The sequence below is a fragment of the Corynebacterium bovis DSM 20582 = CIP 54.80 genome, assembly GCF_030408615.1.
GTDB lineage: Bacteria > Actinomycetota > Actinomycetes > Mycobacteriales > Mycobacteriaceae > Corynebacterium > Corynebacterium bovis.
Genome location: NZ_CP047187.1, coordinates 464,523 through 485,505 on the forward strand (window position 1 = coordinate 464,523; position 20,983 = coordinate 485,505).

At 70.4% G+C, this 20,983-nt stretch carries 14 protein-coding genes and 4 tRNA genes; 16 read left to right on the forward strand and 2 right to left on the reverse strand.

Annotated features, from left to right (window positions below; genetic code table 11):
- Positions 1–120 precede the first annotated feature (120 nt).
- Together CBOVI_RS01705 and CBOVI_RS01710 are read left to right on the forward strand one after the other, a co-directional pair.
- Positions 121–1,335: a glycosyltransferase family 4 protein gene (locus CBOVI_RS01705; protein WP_183273728.1), complete on the forward strand. Its 1,215-nt coding sequence runs from the start codon at positions 121–123 to the stop codon at positions 1,333–1,335.
- 165 nt (positions 1,336–1,500) lie between these two features.
- Positions 1,501–2,190 carry a demethylmenaquinone methyltransferase gene (locus CBOVI_RS01710; protein ID WP_010271089.1) on the forward strand — a complete coding sequence of 230 codons (690 nt, stop codon included), beginning with the start codon at positions 1,501–1,503 and terminating at the stop codon, positions 2,188–2,190.
- A 126-nt stretch (positions 2,191–2,316) separates the two neighbouring features.
- Here CBOVI_RS01710 and CBOVI_RS01715 read toward each other — a convergent pair whose 3' ends face one another.
- Positions 2,317–3,663 (reverse strand): geranylgeranyl reductase family protein, encoded by a 1,347-nt coding sequence (locus tag CBOVI_RS01715; protein ID WP_125185878.1) that lies wholly within the window; start codon positions 3,661–3,663, stop codon positions 2,317–2,319.
- 251 nt (positions 3,664–3,914) lie between these two features.
- On the opposite strand from CBOVI_RS01715, the gene CBOVI_RS01720 reads away from it, so the two are divergent.
- From CBOVI_RS01720 to rplA, 9 genes are all read left to right on the forward strand, one after another.
- A complete protein-coding gene (locus tag CBOVI_RS01720) occupies positions 3,915–4,925 on the forward strand; it encodes a polyprenyl synthetase family protein (RefSeq protein ID WP_010270065.1) in 1,011 nt (336 codons plus the stop codon).
- Positions 4,926–5,032: 107 nt separating this feature from the next.
- Positions 5,033–5,117, forward strand: a tRNA-Tyr gene (locus CBOVI_RS01725).
- A 329-nt stretch (positions 5,118–5,446) separates the two neighbouring features.
- Positions 5,447–5,519 (forward strand) — tRNA-Thr (locus CBOVI_RS01730).
- A 50-nt stretch (positions 5,520–5,569) separates the two neighbouring features.
- A tRNA-Met gene (locus CBOVI_RS01735) sits at positions 5,570–5,643 on the forward strand.
- 233 nt (positions 5,644–5,876) lie between these two features.
- Positions 5,877–5,949 (forward strand) — tRNA-Trp (locus CBOVI_RS01740).
- A 46-nt stretch (positions 5,950–5,995) separates the two neighbouring features.
- Complete coding sequence (gene secE / locus CBOVI_RS01745) at positions 5,996–6,349, forward strand: preprotein translocase subunit SecE (RefSeq protein ID WP_010265879.1); 354 nt, start codon at positions 5,996–5,998, stop codon at positions 6,347–6,349.
- Positions 6,350–6,538: 189 nt separating this feature from the next.
- Positions 6,539–7,504, forward strand: coding sequence for a transcription termination/antitermination protein NusG (gene nusG, locus CBOVI_RS01750; RefSeq protein WP_010265878.1), 966 nt, complete (start codon positions 6,539–6,541; stop codon positions 7,502–7,504).
- Between the two features lie 155 nt (positions 7,505–7,659).
- Positions 7,660–8,100: a 50S ribosomal protein L11 gene (gene rplK, locus CBOVI_RS01755; RefSeq protein WP_010265876.1), complete on the forward strand. Its 441-nt coding sequence runs from the start codon at positions 7,660–7,662 to the stop codon at positions 8,098–8,100.
- Between the two features lie 139 nt (positions 8,101–8,239).
- On the forward strand, positions 8,240–8,953 hold the full coding sequence (rplA, locus tag CBOVI_RS01760) for a 50S ribosomal protein L1 (protein WP_010265874.1): 714 nt from the start codon (positions 8,240–8,242) through the stop codon (positions 8,951–8,953).
- A gap of 187 nt (positions 8,954–9,140) precedes the next feature.
- Here the strand turns inward: rplA and CBOVI_RS01765 are convergent, their stop codons facing one another.
- The gene (locus CBOVI_RS01765; protein WP_125185875.1) at positions 9,141–10,181 is read right to left on the reverse strand and encodes an esterase/lipase family protein; all 1,041 of its coding nucleotides are present in this window, start codon (positions 10,179–10,181) and stop codon (positions 9,141–9,143) included.
- 477 nt (positions 10,182–10,658) lie between these two features.
- Between CBOVI_RS01765 and rplJ the strand changes: the two genes are divergently transcribed.
- The 5 genes from rplJ (at position 10,659) to rpsL (ending at position 20,983) form a co-directional block, all read left to right on the forward strand.
- A complete protein-coding gene (rplJ, locus tag CBOVI_RS01770; protein ID WP_010274756.1) occupies positions 10,659–11,171 on the forward strand; it encodes a 50S ribosomal protein L10 in 513 nt (170 codons plus the stop codon).
- Between the two features lie 81 nt (positions 11,172–11,252).
- Positions 11,253–11,639 (forward strand): 50S ribosomal protein L7/L12, encoded by a 387-nt coding sequence (gene rplL / locus CBOVI_RS01775; RefSeq protein WP_010274752.1) that lies wholly within the window; start codon positions 11,253–11,255, stop codon positions 11,637–11,639.
- Positions 11,640–12,293: 654 nt separating this feature from the next.
- Complete coding sequence (gene rpoB / locus CBOVI_RS01780; RefSeq protein WP_010274750.1) at positions 12,294–15,785, forward strand: DNA-directed RNA polymerase subunit beta; 3,492 nt, start codon at positions 12,294–12,296, stop codon at positions 15,783–15,785.
- A gap of 148 nt (positions 15,786–15,933) precedes the next feature.
- Positions 15,934–19,905: a DNA-directed RNA polymerase subunit beta' gene (locus tag CBOVI_RS01785; protein ID WP_010274748.1), complete on the forward strand. Its 3,972-nt coding sequence runs from the start codon at positions 15,934–15,936 to the stop codon at positions 19,903–19,905.
- A 706-nt stretch (positions 19,906–20,611) separates the two neighbouring features.
- Positions 20,612–20,983, forward strand: a complete 372-nt coding sequence (gene rpsL, locus CBOVI_RS01790; protein ID WP_010268949.1) for a 30S ribosomal protein S12 — start codon at positions 20,612–20,614, stop codon at positions 20,981–20,983.

The window sequence follows — 20,983 nt, forward strand, 5'->3', positions numbered from 1 at the left end:
GCCGCGGAGGGGGCCGCCCGGCCCGGGCCGACCGCCGGGTAACCTGGTGTTCGCCGGGTGGACCGTGAAACTTCATGTGTCGATCACCCTGTGGCGGCGTGCGGAGGTGATGCTGAGGTCATGCGTGTCGCCATCGTCGCCGAGTCCTTCCTCCCCGTCGTCAACGGGGTGGTCAATTCCGTGCTCCGGGTGCTCGAACACCTCCGTGACACCGGTCACGAGGCGATGGTCGTCGCCCCCGCCGCGCTCGACGGGGCGGAGCAGGTCGACGAGTACGCCGGCTTCCCCGTCGTCCGCGTCCCCGCCGTCGCGGTGCCGATGATCAACTCCCTGCCGATCGGCGTCCCGGTGCCGGCCGTCACCCGCAGCATCCGGGACTTCGCCCCGGACGTCGTGCACCTGGCCAGCCCGTTCGTCCTCGGCGGGGCGGGGGCGGTCTCGGCGCGGATGCTCGGCATCCCGTGCGTGGCGGTGTACCAGACCGACGTCCCGGGGTTCGCCGGCTCGTACCACCTGCGGGCGTTGACGACGGCCGCGTGGCAGTGGGTCCGCACGATGCACAACTCGTGCACGCTCACCCTCGCGCCGTCGTCGGTGACGATCGCCGACCTCGAGGCCCACGGGGTGGAGAACGTCCACCACTGGGGCCGGGGTGTGGACACGGTCCGGTTCGACCCGGCGAAGCGGGACGACGCGCTCCGCGCCGCGTGGATCCGGGAGGGTGCGCGCCGTCGGGGGGAGGCGGTCGAGGGGGAGCGTCACGTCGTCGGGTACGTCGGCCGGCTCGCGAGCGAGAAGTCGGTGGACCGGCTCGCCGGGCTCATGTCGCGCCGGGACATCCAGGTTGTCGTCGTCGGGGACGGCCCGGAGCGCGCGCGGCTCGAACGGCTCCTGCCGTACACGGTGTTCACCGGCGGGCTGTACGGGGAGGACCTGCCGCGGGCGATGGCGAGTCTCGACGTCTTCGTCCACACCGGTGACGTCGAGACCTTCTGCCAGACGATCCAGGAGGCCCAGGCGAGTGGGGTGCCGACGGTGGCCCCTGCGGCGGGCGGGCCGGTGGACCTCGTCGTCGACGGGGTGAACGGCCGGCTCCTGCCGCCGGCCCGGTTCGCGCGGGAGCTGCCCGCGGCGGTGGACACGGTCCTCGCCGAGGGGGCGGGGGCCCGGGCGCGGGCCCGGGAGTCGGTGCTGCCGCGGACGTGGACCGGCCTGTGCACGCAGCTCGTGGAGTACTACGAGCAGGCGCTGGCGATGGAGGACTTCGCGGCCGGCGCGCGGTGGGGGGCGTGGGGCGCCCGCGGCACGTCGTGGAGCCGCACCCCGGCGGCCTGAGACCTGCGGGTCGGCCTGGCCGGAGCGGGGCCCGGTGTGCGCGGTCCCGGCCTGACCTGAGCAGGGCCCGGGGCCTGCGGGCCGGCCTGACCGGAGCGGAGCCCGGGTCGCGCGGGCGCCGGCGGGCCGGCGGTGGGGTGGGGGCCGTCGGATAGGATGGCCGTCGTGTCCAGAGCCAGCCTCGAGAAGAACCCCCGTGACGTCGCGACGATGTTCGACGCCGTGGGCAAGAACTACGACATCACGAACACGGTCCTGTCCTTCGGCCGGGACCGGGCGTGGCGGCGCCGGACGCGGCGGCGTCTCGACCCCGCGCCGGGCGAGCTCGTGCTCGACCTCGCGGCGGGGACGGCGGTGTCCACGGTCGAGCTCGCCGAGTCCGGCGCCTGGTGCGTGGCCTGCGACTTCTCCCGGGGGATGCTCGCCGCGGGCCGGCACCGGGACGTGCCGAAGGTGTGCGGGGACGCGATGCGCCTGCCGTTCCCGGACGGGACGTTCGACGCCGTGACGATCAGCTTCGGCCTGCGCAACATCGTCGACTTCCGGGCGGGCCTGCGGGAGATGGCGCGGGTGACGAAGCCCGGAGGGCGGCTCACGGTGTGCGAGTTCTCCACCCCGACGCTCCCGGTGTTCCGCACCTTCTACATCGAGTACCTCATGCGCGCGCTGCCCGTCGTGGCCCGCGCCGTCGCGTCGAACCCGGAGGCCTACGTCTACCTCGCCGAGTCGATCCGCGCGTGGCCGGACCAGGAGTCCCTCGCCGCGGAGATCGACGCGAACGGGTGGACGGACTGCGGCTGGCAGAACCTCACCTTCGGCATCACCGCCCTCCACAGCGCCGTCAAGCCGCGCTGACCCCGCGGCCGCGCGCCGCGGGACACCCGGCCCGGACCTCGCCGGCCCCGGCCGCCCCGGTCCGGACCTCCCCGGTCCGGACCTCCCCGGACGTGCCCGGATGCGCCGGCCCCGCCCCGGCCCGGCTCAGACCCGGCCGAACAGCGGCCGGCTCTCCGCCGCGAGCACCCGGTCCGCCCCGGCGGACAGCCGCCCCGCGCCCCGCCACAGCCGCGCGACGACGTCCGTGTCCGCCGGCGTGACGAGGTTGCCCATGAGCCGCGCGGCCGTGCCCATGAGGCCGGGCGTGCGCATCCCGACGGGCCCGACGGCCGCGAGCAGCCCGGGCATCGTCAGGACGGTCGCCAGGCGCCGGGCCAGCGAGAACGCCGCGCCGTACCGCTCCCGGAGGTGCGCGGGCCAGAGGTGGCGCAGCCCGTCGGGGGTCCGGGCGGCGTCGTCGAGGAGGGCGACGACGTCCCGCGCGGTCTCGAGCGCGTAGTCGATGCCCTCGCCGTTGAGCGGGTTGACGCACGCCGCGGTGTCCCCGAGCGCCGCCCAGTTCACCCCGGCGACGCGGGTGACGGCCCCGCCCATTGGCAGCAGCGCGCCGGCGACGTCCTCGGGCTCTCCGAGGGACCACTCCTCCCGGCACTGCCCGGCGTACTGCGTGAGCAGCCGGCGCGTGTTCACCCGCGCCGGGCGGGCGGCGGTGGACAGGGCGCCGCAGCCGAGGTTCACCCGGTCCCCGCCGAGCGGGAAGATCCACCCGTACCCGGGCTGGGCGGTGCCGTCGTCGTCGCGGAGTTCGAGGTGGGAGTGGATCCACTGTTCGTCGCCGCGGGGGGTGCTGCAGTAGGAGCGGGCGGCGACGCCGTGGACGAGCCCGCGGAGCCACACGACCCCGAGGTCCCGCGCGAGGCTGCTGCGCACCCCCTCGGCGAGGAGCAGCACCCGCGGCCGCACGGTGAACCGGCCCCCGGGCCCCTCGCAGGTCACGGACGTGACGAGCCCGGTCGTGTGGTCGACGTCGACCGCCTTGACCCCCTGCAGCACCTCCGCCCCGGCGTCGGCGGCGAGCCCGAGGAGCGCGGCGTCGAGCGACATCCGGGTGACGGCGCTGCCGCGCCCGGGGAAGCCGCCGCCGGTGGGCCACGGGGCGGTGACGGAGCCGCCGAAGCCGTGGAGTTTCAGGCCCCGGTGGGCGGGGCGGTCGGTGAGGAGGTGCCCGGCCCCGAGCTCGTCGAGGGCGGCGACGGCGCGCGGGGTGAGGCCGTCGCCGCAGGTCTTGTCGCGGGGGAAGGTCCGCATGTCGACGACGACCGTCTCCCTGCCGGAGCGGGCGGCGTGGATCGCGGCCGCCGACCCGGCGGGGCCGCCGCCGACGACGAGGACGTCGCACGTGCGGTCGAGCGGGGGCCGGGGTGCGGTGGGCGGGACGTCACCGTCGTCCTGCCGGGGGACGGTGCGGGGCGCGGAGGGGCGGTCACTCATGGTGGACCCATTCTGTCACGCGCCGGTCACGCGCTCCTCTCCGTCCCGCCGCGCTCGTCCACGCCCCGCCGCGTCCCTCCCCGTCCCGCCACGCCCCTCCACGCGCCGGGGACGCCCCGCGGACCGCGCGGGTGGGCGCGTGGGTGGGAACGTGCACACGTGCTCGTCTACAGTATCGTGGGACACCGACTGCCGGACCCGGCAGCGGTTGAGCGTTGGCGGCACGACGACAGGCAGAGGCTACGGACGAGATGGCAAAGAGCAACACCGGGGAGCGGGTGGACCTCGATCTGGGCGACCCGTCGTTGAACGCGGTCATCGGTGCGGGCATGGAGCGCGTCGAGACCATGCTCCGGGACCGGCTGCTCGTGGGGGAGAGCTTCCTCACGGACAAGATCAGTCATCTCGCGCTCGCGGGGGGCAAGCGGTTCCGCCCGATGTTCGCGCTGCTCGCGGCGCAGTACGGGCCGTCACCCGAGACGACGGACGTCGACTCCGCGGCGGTGGTCGTCGAACTCACCCACCTCGCCACGCTCTACCACGACGACGTCATGGACGAGGCCGACCGCCGCCGGGGCTCGGCGAGCGCGAACGCGCGGTGGAGCAACTCGGTGGCGATCCTCGCGGGGGACTACCTCTTCGCCGTCGCCTCGCACCTCATGGCGGACATGGGCACGGCGACGGTCCGGCACTTCGCGGACACCTTCGGGGAACTCGTCACGGGGCAGATGCGGGAGACCGTCGGCCCCGGGGACGGCGAGGACCCGGTCGAGCACTACCTCACGGTCATCCAGGAGAAGACGGGCGTGCTCATCGCGTCCGCCGGGTACCTCGGGGCGCTCCACGGCGGGGCGAGCGACGCCCACCGGGAGGCCCTGTACCGCTTCGGCCGCAGCTTCGGCCAGATCTTCCAGATCGTCGACGACATCATCGACATCTGGTCGGACCCGGACGTCTCCGGGAAGACCCCGGGCACGGACCTCCGCGAGGGGGTCTTCACGCTGCCGGTGCTCTACGCGATGCAGGAGCAGACCCCGGGTGGGGAACGGCTGCGGGAGATCCTCACGGGCCCCGTCACGGACGATGAGGTTGTCGACGAGGCGCTCCGGCTCATCCGCGCCTCCGGGGGACGGGAGCGCTCCCTCGAGGACGTCGCGCGGTACCGCGAGCGCGGCGAGGCGGACCTCGCCGGTCTGCCGCAGGGACCGGTGACGGACGCGCTGCGCCGGCTCATGGAGTACTCGCTCGAGCGTCTGGGCTGACCGGCGCCCGGCGGGCGCGGGTGTCCCGCGAAGTGCCCGTGACCTCGTCATTTGCGCGGCGATGGGTGTGGCGTAGTAGAGTATCGCTCGCGCCGGAAACGGTGCACGCCAGGTTGCCCGAGCGGCCAAAGGGAGCGGACTGTAAATCCGCCGGCATTGCCTTCGTTGGTTCGAATCCATCACCTGGCACCACAGACACCGCCCCGGTTCACACCGGGGCGGTTTTCGTGTTCCCCGGGGTCGTCCCGTGACGGCGGGGACCCGGTCCGGCGGCCGGGCGGGGAGGACGACCGCGCGGGTGGGGGCGCGGGGCGGGGAGGACTACCGCGCGGGCCGGGGCGCGGGGCGGGGACGACGACCGCGCGGGCGGGGGCGCGGGGCGGGGACAGGCGGCGTCGGGACCCTGAAAATGGCCCCTGTCCTGGAGATTTGTGGAGAACGGAAGGGGGCGGTTATGCTATCCCAGGCTTCACGCGGTCCGGGTGAGTGTGTTGACTCCCCAGGTCACATCGTGAGGTCACGCCCCCTTAGCTCAGTCGGCAGAGCGTTTCCATGGTAAGGAAAAGGTCGACAGTTCGATTCTGTCAGGGGGCTCTGTCATTTTCTGCGGTCGGCGACACCGCCGCGCCGTGAGAGATGGCCATGGCGGTGTAGCTCAGCTGGTTAGAGCGCACGACTCATAATCGTGAGGTCGGGGGATCGAGCCCCCCCACCGCTACAGAGGAACCCCGGTCTCCGCGGCCGGGGTTTTTGTGTGTCCGGGGCCGGGGTGCGGGGAGCCGCCCCGGACCGCCCGCGGACCGCCCGCGCGGCGCTGACGGGTGCGTTTGTCCCGCCCCGGAGTGACTGCTACACTTTGCCGGTGCTGTTCGTGAGACGGATGTACCCTGCCGGGGTACGCGCGCTCGCGGCAGCGACCCCGGTTTCCGGTGTGCTCACCGGACACAACCGAGGGGCGTAGCTCAACTGGCAGAGCAGCGGTCTCCAAAACCGCAGGTTGCAGGTTCAAGTCCTGTCGCCCCTGCACACGAACCCCCTGTCCCAGGGGGTCGCGAACACAGGAGGACCCCGTGAGCGACGAGAACACCACGGCCGGGACCACCCCCGCCAACGGTGCCGACGGCGCCGGGAAGGACGCGCTCCGGCCGTCCGGTAAGAGGCAGGTCACGGGCCGTGCCACGACGGCGCGTGCCACGCCGCGTGAGACCCGCACCCGGGACACGGGCGGGGACACCGCCGGGCGCGGCCCGGTCGGGTTCGTCCGCGGGGTCGGCTCCGAGCTCTCCAAGGTCATCTGGCCGACCGGCCGGGAGATGGTGACCTACACTCTCGTCGTCCTCGTCTTCCTCATCGTCATCACCGCGATCTGCGCGGGTGTCGACTTCGGGACGGGCAAGGGCGTGGAGTTCATGTTCGGCGTCTGACCGTGCTACTCTGAACGTCGTCAACGACCGCCTCGCCGCCACGGCGAGGCGGATTTTTCGTGAATGAGCGGGTCATCCCGGGCGGCCACCCGACCGTCCGGGCCCGACCCACCACCCGGGGCCCACCGGATCGCGTCGACGATCGTCCGCGTGAGGGTCCCCGGAGCGAACCAGACCGGGAGATGACTGATGACTGACGACAAGAAGACCGCGTCCGACCTCGCCGCCGCCGCGCAGGAGGACGTCCAGCAGGCCGTGAACGACCTGCACGGCCGAACGACCTTCGACGACGGCTCCGGCGCGGCGGGCGCCGTCGACACCCCGGCGGAGACCCCGGTGAACGAGGACATCTTCGACGGCGACAGCCCCGCGACCGGGGACGGCTCCGCGCCGACGGACGCGGGCACCGGCGCCGCGACCGGCACCCCGGAGGACGGGGCCGCCGCGACCGGCGGGGACGACACCGCCGCCTCCCTCGAGGACGCCGCGATGGAGGCCTACCGCACGCGCCTGCGCGAGTTCATGCGCGCCCTCAAGAAGCTGCCGGGCGACTGGTACATCATCCAGTGCTACTCGGGCTACGAGAACAAGGTGAAGACCAACCTCGAGATGCGCGCCCAGACCCTCGGTGTCGACGAGCAGATCCACGAGGTCGTCGTCCCCATCGAGGAGGTCACCGAGCTCAAGGACGGCAAGCGCAAGCAGGTCAAGCGGAAGCTCCTGCCCGGCTACGTGCTCGTCCGGATCGAGCTCGACGACGCCTCGTGGTCGGTCATCCGTGACACCCCGGGCGTCACGTCCTTCGTCGGCAACGAGGGCAAGCCCACCCCGGTGCGGATCCGCGAGGTCGCGAAGTTCCTCCTCCCGCCGGAGTCGGCGAAGCCCTCCGACGACGTCGACGCGAACGACTCCGTCTCCGGCGTGGACGTCAGCGCCACCGGTGTCGCCACCCCGCCGAAGCCCGCGAGCGAGACCGTCGAGGTCGACTACGAGGTCGGCGAGTCCGTCACCGTGCTCTCCGGGCCGTTCGCCTCGGTCTCCGCGACGATCTCGGAGATCGACGCGCAGAACAGCAAGCTCAAGGCCCTCGTCTCCATCTTCGGCCGGGAAACCCCCGTCGAGCTGGATTTTGATCAGGTCGAGAAGCTGAACTAGGCTGACCCTCCGTGTGTGCCCACCGTGGCCGCACACTGTCCTTGAATGAAAACCACCCGGTGGCCGGTACCCAACCCGGCATCCGGTAGGGCGGGCCCCGGTCGCTGTCATCACCGGTGCCGTGACGCCTGATACCACGTGAAGAGGTGTGAACGATGGCGAAGAAGAAGGTCAGCGGACTGATCAAGCTCCAGATCGAGGCGGGCGCGGCCAACCCGGCCCCGCCGGTCGGCCCGGCGCTCGGTGCGCACGGCGTCAACATCATGGAGTTCTGCAAGGCGTACAACGCGGCGACGGAGTCGCAGCGCGGCAGCGTCGTCCCGGTGGAGATCACGGTCTACGACGACCGCTCCTTCGACTTCAAGCTGAAGACGCCGCCGGCCGCGAAGCTGCTGCTCAAGGCCGCCGGGATCCAGAAGGGCTCCGGCGTCCCGCACACCGACAAGGTCGGCAAGGTCACCTGGGACCAGTGCAAGGAGATCGCCCAGACCAAGCTGGAGGACCTCAACGCCCGCGACCTCGAGGCCGGTGGCTGGATCATCGCCGGCACCGCCCGCTCCATGGGCATCGAGGTCGTCGACCTCCCGTCCCGCTGACACCCGTCCGGCCGTCCCCGCCCGGTCCCACCGGGCGGTCGGCCGACCCCCGTCCGGCCCCGCCGGACACAGACCGTGGAAGGGCTGCTCAGGCCCGACTGACACCACGACTCCAACACGACTGATTGGACACAGACACATGAGCAAGAACTCGAAGGCCTACAAGGCCGCCGCCGAGAAGATCGACGCGAACCGGCTGTACTCCCCGCTCGAGGCGGCGAAGCTGGTCAAGGAGACCTCCTCGAAGAACTACGACGCGACCGTCGACGTCGCCATCCGCCTGGGCGTCGACCCGCGGAAGGCCGACCAGCTCGTCCGCGGCACCGTCTCGCTGCCGAACGGCACCGGTAAGACCGTCCGCGTCGTCGTCTTCGCCGAGGGCCCGAACGCCACCGCCGCCGAGGAGGCCGGGGCCGACGTCGTCGGCACGACCGAGCTCATCGAGCGCATCCAGGGCGGCTGGACCGACTTCGACGCCGCGATCGCGACGCCGGACCAGATGGCGAAGGTCGGCCGCGTCGCCCGCGTCCTCGGCCCGCGTGGCCTCATGCCGAACCCGAAGACGGGCACGGTGACCACCGACGTCGCCAAGGCCGTCTCCGAGATCAAGGGCGGCAAGATCACGTTCCGCGTCGACAAGGCGTCGAACCTCCACGCCCTCATCGGCAAGGCCTCCTTCACCGAGCAGCAGCTCGCCGAGAACTACGGCGCGCTCGTCGACGAGCTTCTCCGCGTGAAGCCGTCCGCGTCGAAGGGCCGCTACCTGAAGAAGATCACGATGGCCTCCACGACCGGCCCGGGCGTCCCCGTCGACCCCGCCGTCGTGAAGAACTACGCCGGCGGCGAGGAGTAGGACTCCCCGGCCCCGGCCCCGGGGCGCACCGCCGCCCCGGGCACACCGCCACCCCCGGACCTCGTTCGTCGAGGCCGGGGGTGTCGTCGTTCCTGCACCCGGTCACGGGGGAGGGGGCACGACGCCGCGACCCCGCGGCGCCGGCCGTCCGGGAGCCCCCGACCGGGACCCGCCGCCGGACCGGCCGTCAGCGGCCCTGCCCGCGTCGACCCCCGGGACGCCGCCCCGGGCGACGGGGGAGGGACCGCGGCGGCTCCGGGACCGCCCCGAGGAACGGGATGACCGTCCGGCTGACGTACGGGTGCTCGGTGCGGTAGGACTCGGCGTCGTCGCTGAGCGCCTCCTCGATGAAGTCGACGATGCGCGGGGAGTAGAGGACGGCCAGGTGGTCACTGAAGTCCCGCACGGCGCCCTGCTGGATGAGCACGTTGTGGACCGTCGCCCCCGGGCCCTCCTCCAGGTACTGCGTGCGCCACGGGGTGACGATCTGGTCGAAACGGGAGCACAGCATCGTGTACGTCACCCCCGGGACCGTGTCGCCCATGCGGTTGACGTGCCGCATCGCCGGGGAGCCGACGACCTGGTCCTCCGCGGCCTGCCCGACGAGCGTGCGGATGATCCGCCACATCGGCAGGCCGAGGCGGTTGAGGCGCTCGCACAGCGTCGTCAACCCCGACATCGTCGTGCCGTGGTTGCTGCCCCCGATGCCGATGAGGCGGCGCACCCGGTTCCGCGACGGGTCCTCCGGGTCCGCCCCGCCCGAGTCCGTGAGGTACAGGCGCGACTGCGTCACCCCCTGGGAGTGCCCGACGAGGTCGACCTGGCGGGCGCCCGTGCGCTCGATGACCTCGTCGACGAACGCCGCGACCTCCCGCTGGGAGTCGAGCAGCCCCTTCGCCCCGTAGACCGCGCGGCGCCGGCCGAGGGCGCACGCGGTGTTCCGGCCGTAGTTCAGGGCGAAGACGCGGTAGCCCGCCGCGGCGAGGGTCGGTGCGATCATCGACCACGTGTTGTACGCGTTGAGCCACGTGCCGTGGACGAGGACGACGGGGACCTGTCCGGGCTCCAGCGGGGTGTCGAAGTCGTTGACGCCGGAGGGCATCCACGTGGGGTGGATGAACGACCGCACGAAGGCGGTGAGGAACCCGCGGGACGCCCGGACGTTCTCGTGGTGTCCGGTGGACACCGTGGTGTCGCGTGTGGGGTGGCGATCGTCAGGTGAGGACATGGTGTAACAGGCTAGCGCGAGTCTGTGTCCTGGCGAAGAATATCGCGAATATGACAGCCGGTGGGGCGGTGGTCGGGCGGTGGTCGGGCGGTGGCGGGGACGCTCGGGGGCCGTGGTCGGGCCGGTGGTCGGGCGGTGGTCGGGCCCGCGCGGCGTCCGGATTTGGTCCGTGCGCGGGCGGGCTGTAACGTGTGCCGGGAAGTTTGATGTGTGGGCCCAGGTCCACATGCGTTCAAAGTTCACCGAAGACCGTCGGTCGTCCGGGAGTCCCCGGACCGAAGGACCGTCCCCGTGACGGTGGCCCACGCAGGAGAACACAGAACGCGCATTGTCCAGAACGTCCGGCCGCCACGGCCGCCGGACGCGGACCGGTGTGCGCCCTGTGCCCTGCGGCACAGGGCGCACTGTCGTGTGGAGGGTGCTGCGCCGACGGGACGTACACCGTCGTACATCAGACACCAGGAAGGAGGCGAGAGTATGGCTAACGCGAAGAACACCGCCGCTGTGGCGGAGCTGAAGGCGCGGTTCGAGAACTCGGACGCGACCGTGCTGACCGAGTACCGCGGTCTCACCGTCGCCGAGACGACCGAGCTGCGCACGAAGCTCGGTTCGGACGTGACCTACTCCGTCGCCAAGAACACCATGATCAAGCTGGCCGCCCAGGAGGCCGGTATTGAGCTTGACGAGTCCCTGCTGGTTGGTCCGACCGCCATCGCGTTCATCAACGGCGAAGCCGTGGACACCGCGAAGGCGCTGAAGGACTTCAGCAAGGACCACAAGCTGCTCGTGATCAAGGGTGGCTACATGGACGGTGCCTCGCTGACCGCCGATCAGGTCGACGCCATCGCCGACCTCGACAACCGCGAGACCACCCTGGCCAAGCTGGCCGGGGCCATGAAGGGTTCCTTGGCGAAGGCCGCCGGACTGTTCAACGCTCCCGCTTCCCAGGTCGCCCGCCTTGCGGTCGCCCTGGAGGAGAAGAAGAACTAGTCGCGGTCCCCGCGGTCCGCACCCGGGCCGCGAAACACACCACCTGTTACACCCCACAGACTCTCTGGAAAGGATGCCGTCATGGCTAAGTACTCCAACGACGAGCTCATCGAAGCTTTCAAGGAAATGACCCTCATCGAGCTCTCCGAGTTCGTCAAGCTCTTCGAGGACACCTTCGACGTCACGGCCGCCGCCCCGGTCGCCGCTGCCGCCGCCCCGGCCGCCGGTGGCGCTGCCGCCGCCGAGGAGGAGAAGGACGAGTTCGACGTCGTCCTCGAGGATGCCGGCGCCAAGAAGATCGGCGTGATCAAGGTTGTCCGCGAGATCGTCTCCGGCCTGGGCCTCAAGGAGGCCAAGGAGCTCGTCGAGGGTGCCCCGAAGGCCATCCTCGAGGGCGCCAACAAGGACGACGCCGAGGCCGCCAAGACCAAGCTCGAGGAGGCCGGCGCCAAGGTCTCCCTCAAGTAAGGGACCGGCTCCGCACACGTGCCGGGGCCGCACCGGGTCCCCCGGTCGCCCCGCCAGCCCCCGCAGCACCCGCCCGACAGGGCGGTGCGCGGGGGTTTCGTGCTGTCCGGGGAGGGTGCGGCGGCGGGGCCGGGAGGGCGCGCGGCCCGGGGTCTTGCGTCTCCGGCGGACGGTGCTATGGTGTCAGCAGTGTCGCGCGGTCGGTCACGGCCGGCGGTCGGACCGGGGGAGGGGACCCGGGGTGGAGGACGCACCGGTACAGGTGTGTCGTGGGGCTGGACAGTGGGGTCACTGGTGATATAGGGTGGTTGTTTGCGCTGGATTGACCTCCGGGCGTGATGCGGCAGACGATGAGCGGTCGGCGAGAGTCGGGTGTTCGACACGAGGACTGTGACCCACGGACAGGGTTGCGCAGTGGAAGGGGACGTGAGCACGGACATGTGGTATGACCACCGGTTCAGCACACGATCCCCCGCCAGGCGCGGCCCGGTCCCGGGACGGACGGCCGCCTCCCGCCCCGGCTTCCGTTGACGCCCGGACGTCACCCCACGACATCAGACCATCACAGACCGTACGCTCAAGTATCAGTGGCTCCCACCCGGAGCTCCACCCCCGGACGAGGGGAGCCACGTGAGCTGCTGGAAGGACCCAATCTTGGCAGTCTCCCGCCAGACCAGTTCAACGGCCGGAATTCCCGGAGCTTCGCACCGCTACTCCTTCGCGAAGATCAACGCCCCCATCGAGGTTCCCGGTCTCCTGGACCTGCAGCGCGAGTCGTTCGCGTGGCTCGTCGGGACCCCGGAGTGGCGCGCCCGCCGCCAGGCGGAGGTGGGCGACGGCGTCCGCGTGACCAGCGGACTGGAGGACATCCTCGAGGAACTGTCCCCCATCGAGGATTACTCGGAGAACATGTCGCTCACCTTCTCCGAGCCGCGCTTCGACGAGGTGAAGAACACCATCGACGAGTGCAAGGACAAGGACATCAACTACTCCGCGCCGCTCTACGTCACCGCGGAGTTCACCAACAGCATGTCCGGCGAGATCAAGAGCCAGACCGTCTTCATCGGCGACTTCCCGATGATGACGGACAAGGGCACGTTCATCATCAACGGCACCGAGCGTGTCGTCGTGTCGCAGCTCGTCCGGTCCCCGGGCGTGTACTTCGACGAGTCCATCGACAGCTCCACGGAGCGTCCGCTGCACTCCGTCAAGGTCATCCCGTCCCGTGGTGCATGGCTGGAGTTCGACGTCGACAAGCGCGACACCGTCGGTGTCCGCATCGACCGCAAGCGTCGTCAGCCGGTGACGGTCCTGCTCAAGGCCCTCGGTCTGACGACCCAGGAGATCACCGAGCGCTTCGGGTTCTCCGAGATCATGATGTCCACCCTCGAGAAGGACGGCGTCGCGAACACCGACGAGGCCCTCCTCGAGATCTACCGCAAGCAGCGCCCGGGTGAGTCGCCGACGCGCGACTCCGCGCAGGCGCTCCTCGAGAACAGCTTGTTCCGGCCGAAGCGCTACGACCTCGCGAAGGTCGGCCGCTACAAGGTCAACCGGAAGCTCGGCCTCGGCGGGGACACCGAGGGCACGATGACCCTCACCGAGGAGGACATCCTCACGACGATCGAGTACCTCGTGCGCCTCCACGCCGGGGAGAAGACCATGACCTCCCCGGAGGGCGTGGAGATCGCCATCGGTGTCGACGACATCGACCACTTCGGCAACCGTCGCCTCCGCACGGTCGGCGAGCTCATCCAGAACCAGGTCCGCGTGGGCCTGTCCCGCATGGAGCGCGTCGTCCGCGAGCGGATGACGACGCAGGACGCCGAGTCGATCACGCCGACGTCGCTCATCAACGTCCGCCCGGTCTCGGCCGCGATCCGCGAGTTCTTCGGCACGTCCCAGCTCTCGCAGTTCATGGACCAGAACAACTCCCTGTCCGGCCTCACGCACAAGCGTCGCCTCTCGGCCCTCGGCCCGGGCGGCCTGTCCCGTGAGCGCGCCGGCCTCGAGGTCCGTGACGTGCACCCGTCGCACTACGGCCGCATGTGCCCGATCGAGACGCCTGAGGGCCCGAACATCGGCCTCATCGGCTCGCTGTCCTCCTACGCGCGGGTCAACCCCTTCGGCTTCATCGAGACGCCGTACCGCCGCGTCGAGAACGGGCAGATCACCGACGTCGTCGACTACCTCACGGCGGACGAGGAGGACCGGCACGTCGTCGCCCAGGCGAACACGCCCTTCGACGAGGACAAGCGGTTCACCGAGGACCGCATCGAGGTGCGCCTGAAGGGCGGCGACGTGGAGGTCGTGCCCGTCGATCAGGTGGACTACATGGACGTCTCCCCGCGGCAGATGGTCTCCGTGGCGACGGCGATGATCCCGTTCCTCGAGCACGACGACGCCAACCGTGCCCTCATGGGCGCGAACATGCAGCGTCAGGCCGTCCCGCTGCTCCGCTCCGAGGCCCCGTTCGTGGGCACCGGCATGGAGCTGCGCGCCGCCTACGACGCCGGCGACGTCATCATCACCCCGAAGGCCGGTGTCGTCGAGTTCGTCTCGGCCGACTACATCACGGTCATGGACGACGACGGCGTGCGGGACACCTACATGCTCCGCAAGTTCGAGCGCACCAACCAGGGCACCTGCTACAACCAGAAGCCCCTCGTCGACGAGGGTGACCGCGTCGAGGCCGGCCAGGCCATCGCCGACGGCCCCGGCACCGACAACGGTGAGATGGCGCTGGGCAAGAACCTGCTCGTCGCCTTCATGCCGTGGGAGGGCCACAACTACGAGGACGCGATCATCCTCAACCAGCGCATGGTGGAGGAGGACGTGCTCACCTCGATCCACATCGAGGAGCACGAGATCGACGCCCGCGACACGAAGCTCGGCCCGGAGGAGATCACCCGGGACATCCCGAACGTCGGCGAGGACGTCCTCGCGGACCTCGACGACCGCGGCATCGTGCGCATCGGCGCCGACGTCCGCGACGGCGACATCCTCGTCGGCAAGGTCACGCCGAAGGGCGAGACCGAGCTGACCCCGGAGGAGCGCCTGCTCCGTGCGATCTTCGGCGAGAAGGCCCGTGAGGTCCGCGACACGTCGATGAAGGTCCCGCACGGCGAGTCCGGCAAGGTCATCGGTGTCCGGGTGTTCTCGAGGGAGTACGACGACGACCTCGCCCCCGGTGTCAACGAGATGGTCCGGGTGTACGTCGCCCAGAAGCGCAAGATCCAGGACGGTGACAAGCTCGCGGGCCGCCACGGCAACAAGGGTGTCGTCGGCCGCATCCTCCCCGCGGAGGACATGCCGTTCCTCCCGGACGGCACCCCGGTCGACATCATTCTCAACACCCACGGTGTGCCGCGTCGTATGAACATCGGCCAGGTGCTGGAGATCCACCTCGGCTGGCTGGCGAAGGCCGGCTGGTCCGTAGACACGAACTCCGACGACCCGAAGATCAAGGCCATGCTCGAGCAGCTCCCCGAGGAGCTGTACGACGTGCCGGCCGACTCGCTCACCGCGACGCCGGTGTTCGACGGCGCCTCGAACGAGGAGCTGTCCGGCCTGCTCCGGTCCTCCCGCCCGAACCGCGACGGCATCCGCCTCGTCGACGACTACGGCAAGGCCGAGCTCATCGACGGCCGGTCCGGCGAGCCCTTCCCGTACCCGGTGTCCGTGGGCTACATGTACATGCTCAAGCTGCACCACCTCGTGGACGAGAAGATCCACGCGCGGTCCACGGGCCCGTACTCCATGATCACCCAGCAGCCGCTCGGTGGTAAGGCCCAGTTCGGTGGACAGCGTTTCGGCGAGATGGAGGTGTGGGCCATGCAGGCGTACGGCGCGGCCTACACCCTCCAGGAACTCCTCACGATCAAGTCCGACGACGTCGTCGGCCGTGTGAAGGTGTACGAGGCCATCGTCAAGGGCGAGAACATCCCGGACCCGGGCATCCCCGAGTCCTTCAAGGTCCTCCTCAAGGAGCTCCAGTCGCTGTGCCTCAACGTCGAGGTGCTCGCGGCGGACGGTACGCCGATGGAGCTCAGCTCCACCGACGACGAGCTCGACCACGCCAACGCCGCCCTCGGCATCAACCTCTCCCGTGACGAGCGGCCCGACGCCGACAGTGACGTCGGGTAGCGCGCCGACGCCCCCCTGACGACTCACCGAAGTCACACCACCGCACATCATCCACCGACCCGCGGACCCCGCGGCGCCCACGGCGCCCGGACCGTCCCCGGGACCCGGTGACGAATCCCTCCGACGACGGAGGGGAAAGGGAGTTCACGTGCTGGACGTCAACTTCTTCGACGAGCTTCGCATCGGTCTGGCGACGGCCGACGACATCCGCCGCTGGTCCAAGGGCGAGGTGAAGAAGCCCGAGACCATCAACTACCGCACCCTCAAGCCCGAGAAGGACGGTCTGTTCTGCGAGCGCATCTTCGGCCCGACCCGGGACTGGGAGTGCGCCTGCGGCAAGTACAAGCGGGTCCGCTACAAGGGCATCATCTGTGAGCGCTGCGGCGTCGAGGTGACGAAGTCGAAGGTCCGCCGCGAGCGGATGGGCCACATCGAGCTCGCCGCCCCGGTGACGCACATCTGGTACTTCAAGGGTGTGCCCTCGCGGCTCGGTTACCTGCTCGACCTCGCCCCGAAGGATCTCGAGAAGATCATCTACTTCGCGGCGAACATCATCACGTCCGTCGACGAGGAGGGCCGGCACAACGACCAGTCCACCCTCGAGGCGGAGATGCTGCTGGAGAAGAAGGAGGTCGAGGCCGACCGCGACTCAGAGCTCCAGGAGCGTTCCGAGAAGCTCGAGGCCGACCTCGCCGAGCTCGAGGCCGCCGGCGCGAAGGCCGACGCGAAGCGGAAGGTGCAGACCGCCGCCGAGCGCGAGATGCGCCACATCCGCGAGCGCGCCGAGCGCGAGGTGGACCGGCTCGACGAGATCTGGAGCACGTTCGTCAAGCTCGCCCCGAAGCAGATGATCGCCGACGAGAACATCTACACCGAGCTCGTCGACCGCTACGAGGACTACTTCACGGGCGGCATGGGCGCCGAGGCGATCCAGACGCTCATCCGCAGCTTCGACCTCGAGGCCGAGGCCGAGAGCCTCCGCGAGACGATCCGCGACGGCAAGGGGCAGAAGAAGCTCCGCGCCCTCAAGCGGCTCAAGGTCGTCGCGGCGTTCCTCCGGTCCGGCAACGACCCGGCCGGCATGGTCCTCGACTGCATCCCGGTCATCCCGCCGGAGCTGCGGCCGATGGTCCAGCTCGACGGCGGCCGTTTCGCGACGTCCGACCTCAACGACCTGTACCGCCGCGTCATCAACCGGAACAACCGGCTCAAGCGCATGCTCGACCTCGGCGCGCCCGAGATCATCGTGAACAACGAGAAGCGCATGCTCCAGGAGTCCGTCGACGCGCTGTTCGACAACGGCCGGCGTGGCCGCCCCGTCACGGGGCCGGGCAACCGTCCGCTGAAGTCCCTGTCCGACCTGCTCAAGGGCAAGCAGGGCCGCTTCCGTCAGAACCTGCTCGGTAAGCGCGTGGACTACTCCGGGCGTTCCGTCATCATCGTCGGTCCGCAGCTCAAGCTGCACCAGTGCGGCCTGCCGAAGCTCATGGCCCTCGAGCTGTTCAAGCCGTTCGTCATGAAGCGGCTCGTCGAGAAGAGCTACGCGCAGAACATCAAGTCCGCCAAGCGGATGGTCGAGCGGCAGCGCCCCGAGGTCTGGGACGTGCTCGAGGAGGCCATCTCCGAGCACCCGGTCATGCTCAACCGTGCGCCCACCCTGCACCGGCTGGGCATCCAGGCGTTCGAGCCGATCCTCGTCGAGGGCAAGGCCATCCAGCTCCACCCGCTGGCCTGCGAGGCGTTCAACGCCGACTTCGACGGTGACCAGATGGCCGTCCACCTGCCGCTGTCGGCGGAGGCCCAGGCCGAGGCCCGGATCCTCATGCTCGCGTCGAACAACATCCTCTCCCCGGCGTCCGGTAAGCCGCTGGCCATGCCCCGTCTGGACATGGTCACGGGCCTGTACTACCTCACGCTCGTGAAGAAGGAGACCGAGTTCGGCGGCCAGGGCGCGTACAGCCCGGCGACCGACGAGCGCCCCGCGACCGGCGTGTACTCCTCGCTGGCCGAGGCGATCATGGCGTACGACCGTGGGGTCCTCGGGCTCCAGGCGCCGATCCGCGTGCGGATCAGCCACCTGCGCCCGCCGGCCGACGTCGAGGCGGATCACTTCCCCGACGGCTGGCAGCGCGGTGAGACCTGGCTCGCCGAGACGACCCTCGGCCGGGTGCTCTTCAACGAGCTCCTGCCGTGGAACTACCCGTACGTCGAGGGCGTCATGGCGAAGAAGCCGCAGGCGGCGGTCATCAACGACCTCGCGGCGAAGTACCCCATGATCACGGTCGCGCAGACCGTGGACAAGCTCAAGGACGCCGGCTTCTACTGGGCCACCCGCTCCGGTGTGACGATCACCATGCACGACGTGCTCGTCCTGCCGAACAAGGCCGAGATCCTCGACCGGTACGAGGAGCGGGCCCGGGTCATCGAGAAGAAGATGGCGCGCGGCAAGATCAACGAGACGGAGCGCTACAACTCGCTGGTCGACCTGTGGAAGGAGGCCACCGACCTCGTCGGTGAGTCCGTCGAGGAGCTCTACCCGGACGACAACCCGATCCCGATGATCGTGAAGTCGGGCGCGGCGGGCAACATGCGTCAGATCTGGACGCTCGCCGGCATGAAGGGCATGGTCACGAACTCGAAGGGTGAGTACATCACCCGTCCGATCAAGACCTCCTTCCGCGAGGGCCTCTCCGTGCTCGAGTACTTCAACAACTCCCACGGTTCCCGCAAGGGCCTCGCCGACACCGCCCTCCGTACCGCCGACTCGGGCTACCTCACCCGTCGTCTCGTCGACGTCGCGCAGGACGTCATCGTCCGCGAGGACGACTGCGGCACCCGCCGTGGCGTCACCCTGCCGCTCGCGACCCCGGTGCTCGACGCCGAGGGTCAGGAGACGGGCGAGTTCCGCCGCGCGGAGTTCGTCGAGACCTCCGTCACCGGCCGGTTCCTCGCCGACGACGCGACGGCCCCCGACGGCACCGTCATCATCGAGGCCGGCAACGACCTCGGTGATTCGGACATCGACCGCCTCGTCGCGGCCGGCGTGCGGGAGGTCAAGGTCCGCTCCGTCATGACGTGCGAGACCGCGACCGGCGTGTGCGCGACGTGCTACGGCCGCTCCATGGCGACCGGCAAGAAGGTCGACATCGGTGAGGCCGTGGGCATCGTCGCCGCGCAGTCCATCGGTGAGCCCGGCACGCAGCTGACCATGCGTACGTTCCACCAGGGTGGTGTCGGTGGCGACATCACCGGTGGTCTCCCGCGTGTCCAGGAGCTGTTCGAGGCCCGCGTGCCGAAGGCCCGCGCCCCGATCGCCTCCGTCGACGGCACGGTGAGGATCGACGACGGCGAGAACTTCTTCACCGTCACGATCGTTCCCGACGACGGCTCCGACGACGTCGTCTACGAGAAGCTGTCGAAGCGCCAGGGCCTGGCCGTCGTGAAGAACGACGGCGGCTACGAGCGCCAGATGCGCGACGGCGACCACGTGACGATGGGCCAGCAGCTCCTCAAGGGTGCCGCCGACCCGCACGAGGTGCTCCGCGTCCTCGGCCGCCGTGGTGTCCAGCTCCACCTCATCAACGAGGTGCAGAAGGTCTACCGCGACCAGGGTGTGGCCATCCACGACAAGCACATCGAGATCATCGTCCGGCAGATGCTGCGCCGCGTGACGGTCATCGACTCCGGGTCGACCGAGTTCCTCCCGGGCTCGCTCGTCGAGCACGCCGACGCCGTCGCGGCCTCGAAGGAGGCCGTGCAGAGCGGCGGGCGTCCGGTCGAGGTGCGTGCCGAGATCATGGGCATCACCAAGGCCTCGCTGGCCACCGAGTCCTGGCTCTCCGCCGCCTCCTTCCAGGAGACGACGCGCGTGCTCACCGACGCGGCGATCAACAAGCGCTCCGACAAGCTCATCGGGCTCAAGGAGAACGTCATCATCGGTAAGCTCATCCCGGCCGGCACGGGCATCGCCCGCTACCGGAACATCTCGGTCGAGCCGACCGAGGAGGCCCGGGCCGCCGCGTACTCCATCCCGTCGACGTTCGGCGACGGCTTCTACGGTGACGACTCCTACGGGGAGTTCACCGGCGCGGCCGTCCCGCTCGACGACCTGGACATGTAGCGCCCGCCCCGCGCACCGGACCCCGGTGCCGCGACCGCCCCGACCCCCGCCCCGGCCCCGTGCCGGACCGCGGGGGTCGCGGCGTGTCCGGGGGAGTGGGTGGGGGAGGGACGGTCGGTGCAGGCCCGGGTCGGGAGGGACCGCGGGGGCCGGCCCCGGGTGGGGAGGGACCGCGGGGGCCGGCCCCGGGTGGGGAGGGACCGCGAGGGGAGGGGAGGCCAGGGGCCGCGCGGGGGAGCGGAGGCCAGGGCTCGCCCGGGGGAGCGGAGGTCAGGGCCCCGCGGCGAGGGTGCCTGCCGGGGGTTCCGGGTCCGACGCCGTCGGTCGGCGTTTTGGTGCTGTCCGGCGTGTCGGGTAGGGTCACGGGGTAGTCCCCGTTATGAGGACGGTCCCGGCGGGCCGACCGCCGGGTGACACGGAGCCGGCCACGGCACCACGACGGTGCCCCGCCTCACCCGGTCACCCACACCGGCCCGCGTGGCATGAGCCACCTGACACGTGTCGCGCGAGATCACTTTCACCCCGTAGGCCAGCGAGAGCGGCCGACGGGTTCGCGCACGTTTCGGGCCGGATCGCCGTCCGCGGCAGGGAAGACAGGCTCAGGAATCAGGCTCGCTGTCGCGGGCAGGGTCGCGCAGCGTCGTCGAACCGGCCCCGACACCCCGGGACCGTGACAAGACACAACACCAGAGAAGAAAGTCGGTCTATGCCTACTATTCAGCAGCTGGTCCGTAAGGGCCGCCACGACAAGACGGTGAAGGTCAGCACCGCCGCGCTCAAGGGTTCGCCCCAGCGCCGCGGCGTCTGCACGCGCGTCTACACGACCACGCCGAAGAAGCCGAACTCGGCTCTCCGGAAGGTCGCCCGTGTCCGCCTCACCTCCGGTATCGAGGTCTCCGCCTACATCCCGGGTGAGGGCCACAACCTTCAGGAGCACTCCATGGTGCTCGTGCGCGGTGGTCGTGTGAAGGACCTCCCGGGTGTCCGGTACAAGATCATCCGTGGCTCCCTCGACACGCAGGGCGTCAAGGACCGCAAGCAGGCACGTTCCCGCTACGGCGCGAAGAAGGAGAAGTAG